This is a genomic window from Kingella pumchi, from assembly GCF_022288825.1.
Classification (GTDB): Bacteria; Pseudomonadota; Gammaproteobacteria; order Burkholderiales; family Neisseriaceae; genus Kingella_D; species Kingella_D pumchi.
On sequence record NZ_JAKOOW010000026.1, the window covers coordinates 87,878 to 103,321 of the forward strand.

The following is a 15,444-nucleotide window of genomic DNA, read 5'->3' on the forward strand; positions in this document are numbered from 1 at the left end:
AGCGTGCGCTGGCTGGCGCTGTCGCAATGCATCAGCGCCGTGCTGCATTACTTCGGCGCGCCCAGGCTGCCGCTGCGCGGCTATATTCTCGCCAGCGAAGCGCTGGCGCTGTCGACGCTGCTGGTGATGTACATTCCCGATCTCGCACCCTTGTCGCTGCTGTCGCGTACTGCTGGGCTATCTGGCCAGCCTGTTGGTGATGGGCATCGCCTATCTGCTCTTATTCGGCATCTTCGCCGCCGCCGGCTGGATCGATATGGAACAGGCTTTGCGCAATATGCAGCAGATGCAGCAGGCGCCGCCGGGGAATTGACGTATCGCAAGCAAGCCTTAATCTGTTTTCAGGCTGCCTGGAAAGGCAGCCTGAAAAAATTTATTTTGCCGGAATGGCGCTATATAATGACTGCCGTTTTCATTTTTGAGCAAAAAGGACGGTCTCCATGGCGCAGCAGAGCATCCAACGCGCAGACGCGCTTGCCCCCGGCAGCCAGCTTCACGTTTACATCGTATTGAAAGTGCTCGGTTCGGGCGCGTTCGGCATCACCTATCTGGCCGAACACATCCATCTGGGCTCGCAGCACGTTATCAAAGAATACCTGCCCGACAGCGGCGTGCGCGTCGAAGGGCTGACCGTCCAAGCCAAAAGCAGCAGCGATCAGGAGATTTTCAACTGGGGCCTGAACGGCTTTTTCAACGAAGCCAAACTGCTCTACGGCTTAAACCACCCCAACATCGTCAAAGTAACCGATCTTTTTGAAGCCAACGGCACGGCTTATTTCGTCATGCCCTATCTGAGCGGCATCACCCTGCACCAATGGATCAAAGACCACCCGCACGCGGGCGAAGCCGAGCTGCAAAGCATCTTCATCCCCCTGCTCGAAGGGCTCAAATACATCCACGAGCGCCAGCTTCTGCACCGCGACATCAAGCCCGAAAACATCTTCATCACCGAAAACCAAACCCCCGTGCTGATTGACTTCGGCGCCGCCCGTCAGGCAGTCGGCCAGAAAAGCCGCCCGCTCACCCAAATTCTCACCCCGCCGTTCGCGCCCATCGAGCAATACCACTCGCGCGATGTGTTCATGCCCGCGCTTGATTTGTACAGCCTCGGCGCCTGCATCTACCAAGCCGTTGCCCACCGCCTGATTGAAGAAGCCCCCGCCCGCATCGCCGGCGAAGACACCCAGCCCAAACTCGCCGGCAGCGAATACGAAAAACAATACAGCCACGCCTTTCTTGCCGCCGTCGATTACGCCCTGAATGTACGCGCCGAAAACCGTTTCCAAAGCGCGATGGACATGCAGCAGGCACTGCTCGGACAAAAAGAACTGCCGCCGCCCATTCAGGCTGCCCCTGCCTACAACGCCGCCCCCGCCACCCAGGCCGCCTACAACGGTGCGACAGCCGTTTACGGCGCGCCCCAAGCCGCCGCAGCCGCCGCCCCGCGTGCGAAAAACAAACTGCTGCTGTGGGGCGGCATCGGCGGCGGCCTTGCCGTACTGCTTGCCGTCATCGCCGCCTTCGCTCTCGGCGGCAAAGAGCAAGACTCCGACGAACCCGCGCAGACCGCTTCCGCCGTCCAAACCGCCGCCCCCGCCAACGACCCCATCGTTCTCCCGCCCGCCGACAACGGCGGCAGCCTGCCCGGGGAGCAGCCCGAGCAGCCGCAACAGCCCATGCCCGTCGGCGGCAACAGCAACACCGCCCAAATCGCCGCCCAAGTCGAAAAAATGAACCGCGAACTGCCCAAATCGCTCGGCGACGGCGTGCGCTGGGAAAAAGTCCTCTACGTCGAAGCCAGCAACACCATGATTATGCAGCTCACCCTCACCAAACTACGCCAGCGCGACCTCAGCAACGCCCAATTAGAGCAAATCAAATCCGCGCTCGGCCCCGAAATGGCGAAAACCTCCTGCCAAGACCCTAATGTCGCTCCATGGCTCACCAGCGGCGGCACACTGCTGGTAGCGTTTTACGACCGCAACAACAAACACTTGGTGGATGCAAGCATATCGGGCGCGGACTGCCGCCAATAGGCAGCCTGAAAACGGATTTGCGGGCTTTCGCCAAGTCCAAACCCGCAAGGCCGTCTGAAACCCGCTTTTCAGACGGCCTCTGCCAAGCAATAGTGAAGCGACACAGAAAGATACAAGGCAGCAAGCCGCAGACAGTACAAGTAGTACGAGGCTGGTTTACTTGGCATTTTTAATGCCTTAGCAAACCGCCCTCTTCGAGCTAAGGCGCAGCAACGCCGTAGATTTTTGTGTTGCTTCACTAAAAACACCCAAAGCAGCCTGAAAACCGGCAAGGCCGTCTGAAAAACCAAAACGGCAGATTCCGCATCGCACGCCCAAGCGTTCAGACGGCCTCCGCCCCAAGCAGCCTGAAACCAAGTCCGAAGGAATCCCCATGCAGCCCGATTTCCACCAAGCCCAGCACATCGGCCGCCGCGAAGAACAGCAGGACGCACTCGGCAACCTCGTTCTCGCCCCGCGCCACACCCTCTACGTCCTTGCCGACGGCATGGGCGGGCAGCAAGGCGGGCAAACCGCCGCCCGCGCCGTTGTCGCCGCCATCCTCGACCACTTCCACCGGCAAAACCCGCCCGCCGACAGCCGCGCGGCCGAAAACCAACTGCACGCCGCCCTTAGCGCCGCCAACCAAGCTCTCGCCCGCATCCTGCAAAGCCACCCCGAACTCGACGGCATGGGCAGCACCCTTATCGCCCTGATTGCCGATGAAAACACAGGCACATACAGCTACATCAGCGTCGGCGACAGCCCGCTCTACCTGCTGGAAAACGGCCGACTGCGCCGCATCAACGCCAACCACGCCTTCGCCGAAGACCTCAAACGCATGATAGCCGCCGGCGAAATCACCGCCGAAGAAGCCGAACGCCACCCCGCCCGCCATGCCGTTACCAGCGCCGTTACCGGCAAAGACATCGCCCATACCGACTGCCGCAGCGGCAGCCTGAACCCCGGCGACACCCTCCTGCTCGCCAGCGACGGCGTGCAAACCCTGTCTGACCGCGAAATCGAAGACACCCTCAACGCCGCCGCCGACCCCGAAGCCCAGGTGCAAGCCCTGATCAGCGTCGTCCTTGCCAAACAAAACCCCCATCAGGACAACACCTCCCTCATCCTCGTCCGCCACCCCGCCGACCCGTCCGCCCCCGCCACCCAAACCCTTCCCACCCAAGCCGCCCCCGCCGACAGGCAGCCTGAAAACGAACCGCGCCCGTCCGCCAAAAGCAGCCTGAAAGGCGTATTCGTCGGCTTCCTCCTCGGTGCCCTGCTGATCGGCGGACTGGTCTACCACCTCACCCGCCCGTCCGCCGCTTCCGAACCTGCCGCTTCCGAACCCGCCGCACAAAGCGCATCCGAAGCCGCCGCCTCCGAACCGGCCGTCCTGCCGCCTGCCGCCGCTTCCGAAACCCCCGCCTCCGAACCCGCCCCGCAATCCGCGTCCGAACCGCCCGCCGCCGCTAAACAAGAAAAAGGCGGCAAAAGCAAAACCCCGCCCCTGCCGCATATTTCCGAACCGCTGAGATAATATTACTAGGGACTATTCACATTTGGTATTGCGGTGGCTTTTACGCCATAAAACAGACTCTGCCGTGTTGCCAATCCTCGCAAGGTGTCCAACCTTGCTGCGGTTTGCGCCTTGCATAGCCTGTTTTCTGACCTAAAATCCACTGCGCAAACCAATTGTAAACAGCCCCTAGGCAGCCTGAAAACGGTTTCAGGCTGCCTCTGAATTAAAAACCTCCTGCTTGTCATACAAATAAAGGATTCCCCCATGAAACTCTGGCGCACGATTTTATTGTCCCTGTTTTTCGCCGCCGCCCCCACGGCGCAGGCCAACCAGCCCGATGTGCTCAAAGCCGCCGAATCGGTTTACCGCCTGTGGATAGGCGTACCGCTGCCGCCGCAGGTGGCCGCACAAATGGTCAACCAGCAGATGCTCTCTGAAATCAACGACAAAGGCTATGTGCGGATTATGACGCCGCAACAGCAGCTGCTCACCTTCTTCAAGCAAAACGGCCAGCTCTACCTGTTTGCCGGACACGGCTCGGGCTATCTGGTTTCCAATCAGGGGCATATCGTTACCAACGACCATGTGGCGAACGCCGATGTCGGCGAAATGGCGCAGCTGGGCAAGCCGCAGGTGTTTCTGGTGCGCAAAATCGCGCCGCAGCTGGAACTGATGTCCACCCAGCCCCTTGTAAGCGACAGCGCAAAGGACTTGAGCCTGTTGCAAGTGAACGGTCTGACCGGCAAACCGCTGCCGCTGGCCGACGGCAAATTCGTCCAGCCTACCCTGCCGGTATTTTCCATCGGCTTTCCCGGCGCGTCCGACGAAATCACCGCCGGCTACGGCTTCGGCGATCCGGACGCCTACATCCAGCCGGGCATTGCCGAAGGCAGCCTGAAACGCGAATTTAAAAACTACGGCAACCGCAGCTATTGGGAACACCATGCGCCCATCAGCGGCGGCAACAGCGGCGGCCCGCTGGTCAACCGCTGCGGCCAGGTGGTCGGTACCAACGAAGGCGCGCACAAACAGCAGATAAACACCGTGATCGCCGTATCCAATTCCGAACTCGTGCCTATGCTCAAAAGCCACAACGTCAGCTTTACCCAAGCGGCGGGCGAATGCGTGGACAGCGCCACCGCCGGCACGCGCCGCCAGCTGACGCTGCTTTACACCGGCATGGGCTTGCTGGTGCTGTTGGCGGCAGGCGGCGGCGTGTATCTGCTGCGGCTGAAAAAACAAGTGAAAGCAGGCAGCCATCCGCCGATCAATTCCCAACTCATCCGCAAAATCGTCGGCGCGCAACAGGCGCAGGCAGCGGCAGGCGGCGCGGGCAGCATCACCCTGACCCCGCTGGGCGGCGGCACACCCATCGTGCTCCGTGCGGGGCGCGCCCAAATCCTAGGACGCAGCGCACAGGCCGACATCGTCATCGACAAAGCCCAGATTTCCGGTCGCCACGTCCGCCTGCTGTTTGACGGCCGCAGCGTGCAGGCCGAAGACCTCGGCAGTACCAACGGCACCTACAGCAACGGCAGCAAAATCAGCCGCACCGTCCTCAACGCGGGCGACGTGCTGCAGCTGACCGCCGACCCCGCCGTCGCCCGTTTCAGCGTCGGTTCGCCCGCTTCAGACGGCCTCGGCGGCGACTGGGTGCTCGCACCCCTGTCTGCCGGACTGCCGAACATCGTATTGAGCGCAGGGCGCAGCGTAACCGTTGGACGCAGCCCCGATAACGACGTCGTCATCAACCGCCAGCAGATTTCCGGCCGCCACTGCCGCATCAGCGCCGATGCAGCGGGCAACATCACCATCGAAGACTGCCGGTCCACCAACGGCACCTTTGTTGACGATCTAGCCAAGCGCATCGACCGCGCCGCCCTGCGCTCCGGGCAGACCGTTTATCTCGCCAACCGCGACATCGCCTACCGCCTCACCCAGTCTTAAAAAGGAAACAGCCATGGCCATGAAACTGTGCGCCGCCGCCAAACACTACTACGACCCCGCCCTCTGTGCCGACTGCCCCTACTGCGGCGACGCAGGCCGTCTGAAAGCCGCCGCACCGCTTTCAGACGGCCTCACCGCCGCCGAACACACCGCCGTTCTCAGCGCACCCGCGCAGGACGTGCGCACGCAGATGGTTGCCGACCCGCATGCCGCCGATCAGACGGCGAAAACGCAAATCGTCGCCAACGCCGCCGAAGACAACGCGCGCAAAACCCACATCTTCGGCGCCAACCGCGACGCCGACCCCGAAGCCCGCGCCAAAGGCATGCGCGAACTGCCCGCCGCCGGCTGGCTGGTCATCACCGAAGGCGCAGGACGCGGCACCGACTTCCGCCTCGTGCGCGGCGCCAACCGCATCGGCCGCAGCGCAGAAATGGAAGTGTCGCTCGACTTCGGCAGCCGCAGCGACCCCGCCGTCAGCCGCGAAACCCACGCCGCCGTCATCTACGACCCGCACGCCAACGAATTTTTCGTCGAACGCGGCAGCAGCCGCAACCTGCCCCTGCTCAACGGCAGCACCATCCGCGGCGAACCCGTGCTGAAAAACCGCGACATTATCCAAGTCGGCGACACCAAACTGGTTTTCGTCGCCTTTTGCGGCGAAGGCTTTGCTTGGGAGTAACGGCGACGCGCTTTGCTGTTAAGCCCCGTAGGTCGGATACTCATATCCGACAAGCGTTTGCCCAACACCAACACAGGCAGCCTGAAAACTTTTCAGGCTGCCTTTTGCTGTTTGTTGCAGGGGTTGGATTAGGTGTTTTGTATTTTTGTGCGGGCGGATTCGGGTTTTCAGGCTGCTTTGGGAAGCATCCCCAAAGGCAGCCTGAAAAGCGTTTGAACCGCCTTAAAAATGGTTTTTCAATTCGCGCAGCAGTATGAATGCGGCTTCGGCATTGCCGGCAGGGCAGCCTGAAAGCTCGGCGGCGCGGGCTTGGACGGCGGGCAGGTGGCTGCGTAAAAAGGGATTGACGCGCTTTTCGTGCGCCAGCGAAACCGGCAGGCTGGGTATGGTGAGTGTGGTGGTGGCGCGGCGGATGTCGACGTTGTCCGGCTCGATATGTTCGGCAAAACGCAGGTTGGCGGCGGTGTATTCGTGGGCGGGGTAGAGCAGGGTAGAGTCGGGCAGGGCGGCGAGACGTGTCAGGCTGGTGTACAGCCATTCGGGGCGGCTGTCGGGGAAGACGCGGCCGCAGCCGGCGGAAAACAGGGTGTCGCCGGTAAAAACGTGGCGGCGCTTATCGAAGAGATAGCACAGATGGCCGGCGGTATGGCCGGGGGTGTGCCAGACTTCGGCGGTGAAGCCCTGCCAGACAATCAGGCTGCCTTCGCCGACGGTATCATCGGCGGCAGCAATATCGCTGCCGCCGCTGACGCGGCATTGGGGAAAGGCGGCGGCCAACTCGGCGATGCCGGCGGTGTGGTCGCCGTGGTGGTGGGTGATCCAGATATGCTCGAGCTGCAGGCTGTGTTGTTGCAGGTAGGCCAGCACGGGTTCGGCGGCGCCGGGGTCGATGCAGACGGCGCGGCCGCGGCTGGCGATCAGCCAGATATAGTTGTCGCTGAGTGCCGGCAGCGGGGTGATGGTGTAAGTCATGCGGTTTCGGCCAGCCAGAACTGCAGGGCAATCAGGGTTTTGGCGTCGCGGATGCTGCCGTCGTCCAGCGCGCGGCGGACGGCGGCACGGTCGAGCAGCACGGTTTCGACAAACTCGTCTTCGTCGGCCTCCAGCGTGCTGTCGGCGCTGATATTGACGGCGAGGTACAGGTGCATTTTTTCGTCGCAGAAACCGGGGGCGGTGTAGAACTCGGCGAGTTTTTCCACGCGCTCGGCGCGGTAGGGCGTTTCTTCGGCCAGCTCGCGCAGGGCGCAGACGGCGGGGTCTTCGCCGGCATCGAGTTTGCCGGCGGGCACTTCGAGCAGGGATTGGGCGGTGGCATGGCGCCATTGGCGCACCAGCACCACGCGCTTGTCGGCCGTTACCGCCAGCACGCAGGCGGCGCCGGGGTGGCGCACGACTACGCGCTCGGCTTCGTGGCCGTTGGGCAGGCGCACGCGGTCGCGGCAGATGTCGATAAAGCTGCCGCGGTACAGGGTTTCGCTGGCCAGCGGGGTTTCTTGCAGGGTGCTCATCGGGCGGCCTTTCTTGTTTTTCAGGCAGCCTGAAACGGTTTTCGCGCTTTCAGGCTGCCTGTGTTTGAACGAATGGACGGGTTTAATTGGCAACGCCGTTTTCGCTGCCGTTGTCAAACAGTGGATTGTGGCCGGGCAGATCGAGCGCATCGGCATAATCGGGCAGGGCGGCGTTTTCCGGCAGGATGTCGTGCAGCAGGCGGATGTTTTCCACTTGGCAGTCCACCATCAGATCGAGAAAGTCTTGCTGGATGATGCGGATGTCGTCGCGCGGCGACAGCGGCCAGGAGAAGACCTGGCTCATCAACGAATAGGCGGACTCGGCGGCATTGAAGCCGAACAAGAGCCTGCCGCCTTCCTGCGCCGCCATCACCACGCCGACGCGCGGGCTTTGCAGGCGCACCGAGCGGATAACGTTGGCAGAGAATACATCGAGCGCCATGCGCAGACGGGTGCGGCTGGCATCGGCCAGCGCGGAAAGCGGGCTGGCGGGGCTGAGCGGGTTGGTAAACAGGGTCATGTTTTCTTCGGCGAGATATTCCTGCCATACCTGCATCAGCGGCAGGGCGGCTTCGCGCAGGCTTTGGCCGAGTGCGGCTTGGATTTCGCGGCCGCCATAGCCCAGCGCGTAGAGCGCGTGCACCGACTGGTCTTGCGGGATGGCGGCGGCGGCGGCGGGCAGCGACGCGGCAAATTCGGCGGCGGCATCGCTGTTTTCTTTGGCGGCATACCAGTCGTCGGGTTTGATTTTGGCAAAGTCGTCGGAACGAATGAGCTGCGGCAGCCACACGGCGCGGGTCAGCGGGCGCAGCGCGGGATAGTTGGCCAGGCAGGCGTTGATCAGGGCTTCGGGGCAGCTGCTTTTGAGTTCGCCCGCTTTGTCGGCGCCGGCCACCACGATAACCGGCAGCGCGAACCACTGTAATTGTTCGTCGTTTTCAGGCTGCAGGGCTTCGTCCACGGTATCCATCAGCGCGGTGTAGATGTCGGGCGCGCCGGCCATGGTCATCGCCACCGACAGGCCGATGTAGTGGCGCAGGCCGAGCATCTGGGCGATTTGTTTTTTCAACTCGGCGCGCGCTTGTTCGGCGTCTTCTACCGATTCGGGGCGGGCGATGCGGGTGGCCAGCAGCAGTTTGTTGTTAACGGTGCGTTCGGGATAGGGGCGGGGGTCGGGCAGATAGGTGTGCGGCATGATGTGGCGGCTCTTGAAGCGAAAAGCCGCGATTGTATAGCGGATGCGGCGAATATTCCATATCGCCCTGATCCGCCTGCCTGCGGCGGGCAAACGGCGTTTTCAGGCAGCCTGAAAGCCCAAACCGCGCTGCTTTTCGGGTAGAATCCGCGCCTTTGCCAATCTTTACGGAAGTCCTTTTATGTACAGCCTGCTGCGCCCGTTTTTGTTTGCCATGGACGCCGAAAACGCCCACCACTTCACCTTCCGCCAGCTGCAACGCGCCTACTGCCTGGGGCTGCTGCCCGCCGTCAATCCCCAAACCGCGCCGACCAAGCTGATGGGGCTGGATCTGCCCAATCCGGTGGGGCTGGCGGCGGGGCTGGACAAAAACGGCGAGTATATCGACGCGCTGGCGGCGCTCGGTTTCGGCTTTATCGAAATCGGCACCGTTACCCCCAAGCCGCAGGCAGGCAATCCCAAACCGCGCCTGTTTCGCGCGCCCGAGCAGCTGGCGGTAGTCAACCGCATGGGTTTCAACAACGACGGCATCGACCGCATGATCGCCAATATCGAGCGCAGCCGCTTTAAGGGGGTGCTCGGCATCAATATCGGCAAAAACGCCGTTACCCCCTTGGAAAATGCTGCCGACGACTATCTGCTGTGCTTGGAAAAAGCCTATCCCCATGCGTCTTACATCACCGTCAATATTTCTTCGCCCAATACCAAAAACCTGCGCGACCTGCAGTCCGGCGACGAACTCTCGCGCCTGCTGGGCAGCCTGAAAGAGCGCCAGCAGCAGCTGCAGGGGCAGCACGGCCGCTATGTGCCGCTGGCGGTGAAAATCGCCCCCGATCTGGACGACGCGCAGATTGACGACATCGCCCGTATCGTTCCCGCCTGCGGCATCGACGCCGTTATCGCCACCAACACCACCATCGACAAAAGCGCGCTGGGCGCATCGCCGCTGGCGCAAGAAGCCGGCGGCCTAAGCGGCGCCCCCGTGTTCGCCCCCAGCAACCGCGTGCTGAAAAAACTGGCCGATGCTTTTGCCGGCAGCCTGCCGCTGATCGGTGTCGGCGGCATACTCAGCGGCGGCGACGCCAAACACAAACTCGATTTGGGCGCGACGGCGGTGCAGGTGTACAGCGGCATGGTTTACCGCGGGCCGGCGCTGGTCAAAGAATGTCTGGCCGCCTGCCGCTGATGTTTTTCAGGCAGCCTGAAAGGATTGCGCCATGAATTTTCTGCTGATCAGCATTGCCTGCAGCGTCGCCGTATCGGTGCTGCTCAAACTCGCCCGCAAAAACGGCATCGGCCTGACGCAGGCGGTGGCGGTGAACTATCCCGTTGCCGCGCTGCTGTCGCTGGTTTTTCTCAAGCCCGATTGGCACAACTGGCAAAGCGCGCTGCTGCCGCAAAGCTGGCTCTTGGCGCTGTTGGGCGTGCTGCTGCCGAGCGTGTTTGTGATTATGGGGCGCGCCGCCGAGCAGGCGGGTATTGTCAAAGCCGACGCCGCCCAGCGCCTGTCGCTGTTTCTGCCGGTGCTCGCCGCCTTTGTGCTGTTTGGCGAAACACTCAGCAGCAACAAAATCATCGGCATCGCCCTGGCCTTTGCCGCGCTGTGCTGCCTGCTTTACAAAGGGCGCGGCAGCGCCGCCGCCAAAGGCAGCGCCCCCCTGCTGCTGGGCGTATGGGCGGGCTACGGCGTTATCGACATCCTGCTCAAACAGCTCTCCAAAACCGCCGCCACCGCCGATTATTTAAGCGTAATGTTTGCGCTCGCCGCGCTGCTGATGGCCGGCTATCTCGTTGTGCGCCGCCAAAAATGGAGCCGGCGCGACATCGGCGGCGGCATTCTTTTGGGCTGCCTGAATTTCACCAATATCCTGTTTTACCTTAAAGCCCACAAAGCCTTTAAAGACGACCCGACGCTGGTGTTTACCGCCATGAATATGGGCGTGATTGTTACCGGCACGCTGGTCGGCACGCTGCTGTTACGCGAAAAAATCAGCGCCGTCAATGTCGCCGGCATCGTTCTCGCCCTTGCCGCCGTCGCCTGCCTGTCTTACTGGCCGCAGCTTGCCGCGTGGCTGGGGATGTAACTTGAAACGAAAAGGCAGCCTGAAAACCGTAAAACCGTTTTCAGGCTGCCTTTTTTCGCGTGAAAGCCGTTATAATCGCCAGCGTTAAAACCATTTGGGCAAGGAGTTTCATAATGAACAAAAAACTGATCGCCGCCATTGCGGCAGCCACCGCACTCAGCGCCTGCGGCACCAACGGCAACGGCGTGTCGCTGGGCATCGGCTTGGGCGGTTTCAGCCGTCATGTCGGCATCGGCACCAGCGTCAATATTCCCTTGGGCGGCCGGCAGGCCGATACCGACGAAAAGGGCGGTTTGCGCGTGATTGAAGAGCAGATCGTTACCTATTTCGATGCCGAAGGCCGCGCGACTGAACACGGCGTGAAGGGCGGCTATTACCGCCAGCTCTTGAAAAAGCAGTCCAAGCGCGATTATCTGGTGCAGGACTTTTATTTCGACGGCCAAAAACGCAGCGATCCGATGGTGATTGCCCGCGAAAACCTGTTTGTTTTCCGCGCCCACCCCGAAAACGGCGTGCTGACGGTTTACGCCATCAACGGCGCGGTGATGCAGCAGCAGAACTACCGCAACGGCCAGCCGGTATCGGTGGGACGCTAAATCCGGCGCAAAACAGGCAGCCTGAAAGACGCAAACGTTTTTCAGGCTGCCTGTTTGCTTGGTGCAGCCAAACCGTTTAAAAAAACTCGAAAAAAGCAGCCTGAAAGGTTTTCAGGCTGCTTTCGTATCTTCAGGCTGCCGCTGCTTGGGCAAGGCAGCCTGAAAGCCGCGTTTAGAATGTGTAGCGCACCGACGCGGTGAAGCTGCGCGGGGTGCCGTACACATGGATGTCGGGCATGGTTTTGTATTTTTTGTTGAAGATGTTGTCGGCATTCAGGCGCAGGCGCAGGTTTTTGCCGATTTGGTAGCTGGCCATCAGATCGACGGTGGCGTAGGCGCGCTGCGCCAATGCGGCGCGGGCTGCGGGTTCGGTTACTTCCGGCCGGTCGTCGGTGATAAAGCTCTGCCAGTTGAGGTTGCCGCCCACGGTTAGGCGATCGTTGATGTCGTAGCTGGTGAAGAATTTGACCAGATGCTCGGGGTAATAGACCGCTAGTTGTTTGCCGTCGCTGTCTTTGGTTTTGGCGCGGGTGTAGGAGGCGTTGAGCAGCCGGCGCTCGTTGATGCGGCCGTTGAGCGAGAGTTCCCAGCCGTTGGTGCGGGCGTGGTCGGCCGCGCGGTAATACTCTTTGCCGCTGGCATGTTGGCCGGCTTTGACGGGCAGCTTGCTCTTGCGGGTTTGGAACAAGGATGCGGCGGCATTGAGCCGGCTGCCGAACCAATCCGGCAGCCGCCCAAACAGGCCGTGTTTTTCAGGTAGCCACAAGTTTCAGGTAGCCTCCTGCCCGATGCAAAGGAGAAGTCGGAGTTAAGAGCCAAATTGAACCGACTGCCTGCACCTTTCCATACACCGGAGGCAAGATTGGGGAAACAAGCCAACTATCTGGCTGGATTGAATAAACAGCATATTCCTGCCGGATATATGCAAAGTATTATTAATTGCTTGCCAGCTGCCGCACCCGCAGGCTACCATGCCGCACATCAACGATACCGATACGACCCGATCCGGAGCGCAGATGAATTCCCCCGCGAACACGCCGTACCGCCGAACCATACAGCAACACCGCTGCCGCCAGCATGGCCTTCATGCTGCGCACAGCGGTGTTGTTGTTTGACGGATGCGGATGGGCAAGAGGCTACCTGAAAACAAGCGGTGAAGATTAGTTAAAGAGCAAAGGAAAGGTTTTCAGGTAGCCTCAAGAAGGGAAGGCGCCTACCGAAAGGCTACCTGAAAACACCACGGCAAAGCCAAAACCCAGCCTATAAATTTCAACCACTGAATACCACCCAATACTTCAAGGAAACAAACCCATGTTCACACCAAGCGACCTAGGCAAGCTGATAGTTTGGGGCGGGCTGCTGGGTATTGCTTTGGTCACCATCATTGCCATGGCTATCGGGTTCAAATTCACAGCCCGAAAAAACCGGCTTTGGGTAGGCCTGTTGATTGCGGTAGCAGTGCCTTATTCGTGCATTTCGCCGCTGGTGCACGAGCTTAAGCGGGATCAGCAGAAAGCTGCTGAGAAAGAAGCAGAATGGCGCAAACGCTACGAGCCCGCCAAAGCCCGCTTCGACCAACTGTGCCAAAACGCCGGCGAGAAGATCTACCGCACGGCGGACAATGTGGAAGGCATTCTGCTGCTGAAAGTGCGCGGGGATGACGAGAAATATCAGAGTAACCGCTACAATCCGCTGAAAGACCAGATGTGGGAGGATGCGGCGGTGGCAAGTGAATTCGAGCGAGAGGAGTATGTTGCCAGCTTTTTGCCATATTTTTCCCGTGCCCATTATGATTATGTTGATGTATTGCAAAAAGACGGTTCTATCATCCGCTATAGTGGTGATTGGCATATGTCAGACAAACCGTTTAATCAAGAGACTAATCCAGCACATCCTGCCCGCTACGCAGTTACCTATGAGAATGATGTTTCTTGGGAAAACCGGAAACATTGGATAGCGGGAACAACCATCAAGATTATCGATACCCAAACTAACACACTGATGGCTGAAAAAACAATGTATGTTTTTGTGCCGGAATTAGGCTATTCCAAATTTGAGCAAAATCCGAATCCTTGGGGTAGAGGGGAAAGATGCCGTCCTAATGAAAATTCCTATGAACAGAGAACCAGTACATTTGTAAAAAGAGTTTTACTTTCACCATCATTCAAACCGGAGACTAAAAATGACTAATCAACAACAAAATACTAATACCAATCCTGCAACTATTTTAGAGTTTGCTAGATTACAGTTGGCAGCAGAAGTTTTATATGATCTTAAAAATGCTATACCTAACTGGGAAATTACGGTTGATAACCCAAATATAGGGAACTTATCCTTTGATAATCTAATAACCAAGAAGCGCTTACAGTCTGGTAATGATCATAACAGTAAGTTTACCGAGGCTGATGCAGAAGAATTTGATGAAAACTGGGAGATGGTGGCGCATATTGCCAATACCACTACCGGATTTTCAGGTAGCCTGTTCAGAGCCAAGAAGGATATTCCAGGTACGGATATTAAAAAAGGAGATCTAACCATTTCCTTCCGCAGTACTGAGTTTGTGGATGATGCCACCCGGGATTCACAAGCCACCAACACCTTTGAAATCGCCGATCGCGGCTGGGCGTTCGGACAGATCAGCGATATGGTGCGCTGGGTGCGGCTATTGCAGGAAAGAGGGGTGATCGATAGGAAATTAAATGTTACCAGTTATAGTTCGGATTATACAAATAAAGAATATTTGATATAGATTTATGAATAAATGGTAAAATATGAAAAAACTAAACTTACAAGATAATGTATATAAATCAATAACAAATATGGTAATACTATTGTTGATAGGATGTAATATGCAGGATAGTGTAAAAGATAATCAGGAGCAAGTTATGATAATAATCAATTCAGCTCTCAAGGTTCTGATCGTGAAGCAGCAAGAGCGGATTCTATAGCAATAGAACGCTGCCGTAAGCAATTGCACCGAGCAACCGATCAAGATGATTTAATCCAACAGATGTATTATACCGCCTTAAGAGATGATTGCCTCTATTCGATGGATTTAGAAGAGCTGCAGAAAATTTGGGATATTCCAGTCCTTAAGGGAGGAGATGCTTATCCTTCTAGTTCTAGATTGGGAATATGGGTAAATAAAACAGATAACTTTACAATCTATCCAATATTAACTAATTCTTATACGGAATATGAGCAAAATGTAAAACCGAAATCTATGTTTATAGATAATAATTTCCCATCATTCTTGCCTAGGCCTATTGTTATAGATAAAACCGAAGAAATGTTAAACTCAGAACCTCTAACAGACGGGGTAATAGATTATGATTATAAATCCAATAAGTTTACCCAACCGGGATTTATTCAGGCTGGTTTCCGTTATATATGGAAAAGAGGAAACCGTGAAATGGAGGCAGTTAACTTATATGGGTCCATTATTAAGATAAAGTTTAGTACCAGATAGTTGTTGCATTATTATAAATAGTTTTATTTGATATATTTTATATGTTTGGAGTTTGTTATGATTAGCTTAACAGAAAAGCAAGAAAATGCCTTGAATGATTTAAAAAATATAGGCTTCAGTCAATCAGATTTAGATAGAATAAGAAATAATAGTTTATTACTATCTCAGAAGGCAAAGCGAAAGGGTAGCAAAGGCGACGCGGCTTTATACACTACTGCTGATTTTTGCCCGATACAAAAATTCCCGCCTTTGTTTGGCGGGAATTGAAATGATGTTGCACAGAGTGCAATAAATAAAATTGGGATTTTTCGCAGGAATGCGGTGGATTTTTCGCGGCGGGCTTCAGAAACCCGGCACAAAAAAGCAGCCTGAAAACTTTTCAGGCTGCTTTTTTGCGCTTTCAGGCTGCTTAACGGCGGGCAGCCT

15 protein-coding genes and 1 pseudogene are annotated in these 15,444 nt (G+C 57.8%); 12 read left to right on the top strand and 4 right to left on the bottom strand.

From position 1 onward, the window contains the following. The 5 genes and pseudogenes from MB824_RS07905 to MB824_RS07925 form a co-directional block, all read left to right on the top strand. A pseudogene (locus MB824_RS07905) lies at positions 1–513 on the top strand (hypothetical protein); the annotation flags it as partial. Beyond that, positions 441–2,036 carry a serine/threonine protein kinase gene (locus MB824_RS07910; protein WP_238747858.1) on the top strand — a complete coding sequence of 532 codons (1,596 nt, stop codon included), beginning with the start codon at positions 441–443 and terminating at the stop codon, positions 2,034–2,036. The pseudogene MB824_RS07905 and the gene MB824_RS07910, both read left to right, overlap by 73 nt. Positions 2,037–2,409: 373 nt before the next feature. Next, positions 2,410–3,555, top strand: coding sequence for a PP2C family protein-serine/threonine phosphatase (locus tag MB824_RS07915; RefSeq protein ID WP_238747859.1), 1,146 nt, complete (start codon positions 2,410–2,412; stop codon positions 3,553–3,555). Positions 3,556–3,801: 246 nt separating this feature from the next. Beyond that, positions 3,802–5,484, top strand: a complete 1,683-nt coding sequence (locus tag MB824_RS07920) for an FHA domain-containing protein (RefSeq protein WP_238747860.1) — start codon at positions 3,802–3,804, stop codon at positions 5,482–5,484. 13 nt (positions 5,485–5,497) lie between these two features. Then, positions 5,498–6,166, top strand: a complete 669-nt coding sequence (locus tag MB824_RS07925) for an FHA domain-containing protein (protein WP_238747861.1) — start codon at positions 5,498–5,500, stop codon at positions 6,164–6,166. A gap of 222 nt (positions 6,167–6,388) precedes the next feature. On the opposite strand, the gene gloB is transcribed toward MB824_RS07925, so the two are convergent. From gloB to MB824_RS07940, 3 genes are all read right to left on the bottom strand, one after another. After that, on the bottom strand, positions 6,389–7,138 hold the full coding sequence (gloB, locus tag MB824_RS07930; RefSeq protein WP_238747862.1) for a hydroxyacylglutathione hydrolase: 750 nt from the start codon (positions 7,136–7,138) through the stop codon (positions 6,389–6,391). After that, positions 7,135–7,674 (bottom strand): NUDIX hydrolase, encoded by a 540-nt coding sequence (locus tag MB824_RS07935; RefSeq protein WP_238747863.1) that lies wholly within the window; start codon positions 7,672–7,674, stop codon positions 7,135–7,137. Before MB824_RS07935 ends, gloB begins: the two co-directional genes overlap by 4 nt. An 82-nt stretch (positions 7,675–7,756) precedes the next feature. Then, positions 7,757–8,869, bottom strand: coding sequence for a conjugal transfer protein (locus MB824_RS07940; RefSeq protein WP_238747864.1), 1,113 nt, complete (start codon positions 8,867–8,869; stop codon positions 7,757–7,759). 181 nt (positions 8,870–9,050) lie between these two features. On the opposite strand from MB824_RS07940, the gene MB824_RS07945 reads away from it, so the two are divergent. The 3 genes from MB824_RS07945 (at position 9,051) to MB824_RS07955 (ending at position 11,549) form a co-directional block, all read left to right on the top strand. After that, a complete protein-coding gene (locus tag MB824_RS07945) occupies positions 9,051–10,055 on the top strand; it encodes a quinone-dependent dihydroorotate dehydrogenase (protein WP_238747865.1) in 1,005 nt (334 codons plus the stop codon). A gap of 31 nt (positions 10,056–10,086) precedes the next feature. Next, positions 10,087–10,953, top strand: a complete 867-nt coding sequence (locus MB824_RS07950; RefSeq protein WP_238747866.1) for a DMT family transporter — start codon at positions 10,087–10,089, stop codon at positions 10,951–10,953. Positions 10,954–11,066: 113 nt separating this feature from the next. Then, positions 11,067–11,549 (top strand): NemA protein, encoded by a 483-nt coding sequence (locus MB824_RS07955; RefSeq protein WP_238747867.1) that lies wholly within the window; start codon positions 11,067–11,069, stop codon positions 11,547–11,549. Between the two features lie 172 nt (positions 11,550–11,721). Here MB824_RS07955 and MB824_RS07960 read toward each other — a convergent pair whose 3' ends face one another. Next, on the bottom strand, positions 11,722–12,315 hold the full coding sequence (locus tag MB824_RS07960; protein ID WP_238747868.1) for a TonB-dependent receptor domain-containing protein: 594 nt from the start codon (positions 12,313–12,315) through the stop codon (positions 11,722–11,724). 545 nt (positions 12,316–12,860) lie between these two features. Between MB824_RS07960 and MB824_RS07965 the strand changes: the two genes are divergently transcribed. From MB824_RS07965 to MB824_RS07980, 4 genes are all read left to right on the top strand, one after another. Next, entirely contained in the window at positions 12,861–13,739 is an 879-nt protein-coding gene (locus MB824_RS07965; RefSeq protein ID WP_238747869.1) for a hypothetical protein, read from the top strand. Next, the gene (locus MB824_RS07970) at positions 13,732–14,298 is read left to right on the top strand and encodes a hypothetical protein (protein WP_238747870.1); all 567 of its coding nucleotides are present in this window, start codon (positions 13,732–13,734) and stop codon (positions 14,296–14,298) included. The genes MB824_RS07965 and MB824_RS07970 overlap by 8 nt, the downstream gene beginning before the upstream one ends. A 222-nt stretch (positions 14,299–14,520) precedes the next feature. After that, positions 14,521–15,018, top strand: coding sequence for a hypothetical protein (locus tag MB824_RS07975; RefSeq protein WP_238747871.1), 498 nt, complete (start codon positions 14,521–14,523; stop codon positions 15,016–15,018). Between the two features lie 57 nt (positions 15,019–15,075). Next, complete coding sequence (locus MB824_RS07980) at positions 15,076–15,285, top strand: hypothetical protein (RefSeq protein WP_238747872.1); 210 nt, start codon at positions 15,076–15,078, stop codon at positions 15,283–15,285. Positions 15,286–15,444 lie beyond the last annotated feature (159 nt).

Coding starts and splice junctions, on each gene's coding strand:
- MB824_RS07965 (WP_238747869.1), top strand. CDS start 12,861: ATGTTCACACCAAGCGACCTAGGCAAGCTGATAGTTTGGGGCGGGCTG.
- MB824_RS07950 (WP_238747866.1), top strand. CDS start 10,087: ATGAATTTTCTGCTGATCAGCATTGCCTGCAGCGTCGCCGTATCGGTG.
- gloB (WP_238747862.1), bottom strand. CDS start 7,138: ATGACTTACACCATCACCCCGCTGCCGGCACTCAGCGACAACTATATC.
- MB824_RS07970 (WP_238747870.1), top strand. CDS start 13,732: ATGACTAATCAACAACAAAATACTAATACCAATCCTGCAACTATTTTA.
- MB824_RS07925 (WP_238747861.1), top strand. CDS start 5,498: ATGGCCATGAAACTGTGCGCCGCCGCCAAACACTACTACGACCCCGCC.
- MB824_RS07920 (WP_238747860.1), top strand. CDS start 3,802: ATGAAACTCTGGCGCACGATTTTATTGTCCCTGTTTTTCGCCGCCGCC.
- MB824_RS07910 (WP_238747858.1), top strand. CDS start 441: ATGGCGCAGCAGAGCATCCAACGCGCAGACGCGCTTGCCCCCGGCAGC.
- MB824_RS07915 (WP_238747859.1), top strand. CDS start 2,410: ATGCAGCCCGATTTCCACCAAGCCCAGCACATCGGCCGCCGCGAAGAA.
- MB824_RS07935 (WP_238747863.1), bottom strand. CDS start 7,674: ATGAGCACCCTGCAAGAAACCCCGCTGGCCAGCGAAACCCTGTACCGC.
- MB824_RS07955 (WP_238747867.1), top strand. CDS start 11,067: ATGAACAAAAAACTGATCGCCGCCATTGCGGCAGCCACCGCACTCAGC.
- MB824_RS07945 (WP_238747865.1), top strand. CDS start 9,051: ATGTACAGCCTGCTGCGCCCGTTTTTGTTTGCCATGGACGCCGAAAAC.
- MB824_RS07940 (WP_238747864.1), bottom strand. CDS start 8,869: ATGCCGCACACCTATCTGCCCGACCCCCGCCCCTATCCCGAACGCACC.
- MB824_RS07980 (WP_238747872.1), top strand. CDS start 15,076: ATGATTAGCTTAACAGAAAAGCAAGAAAATGCCTTGAATGATTTAAAA.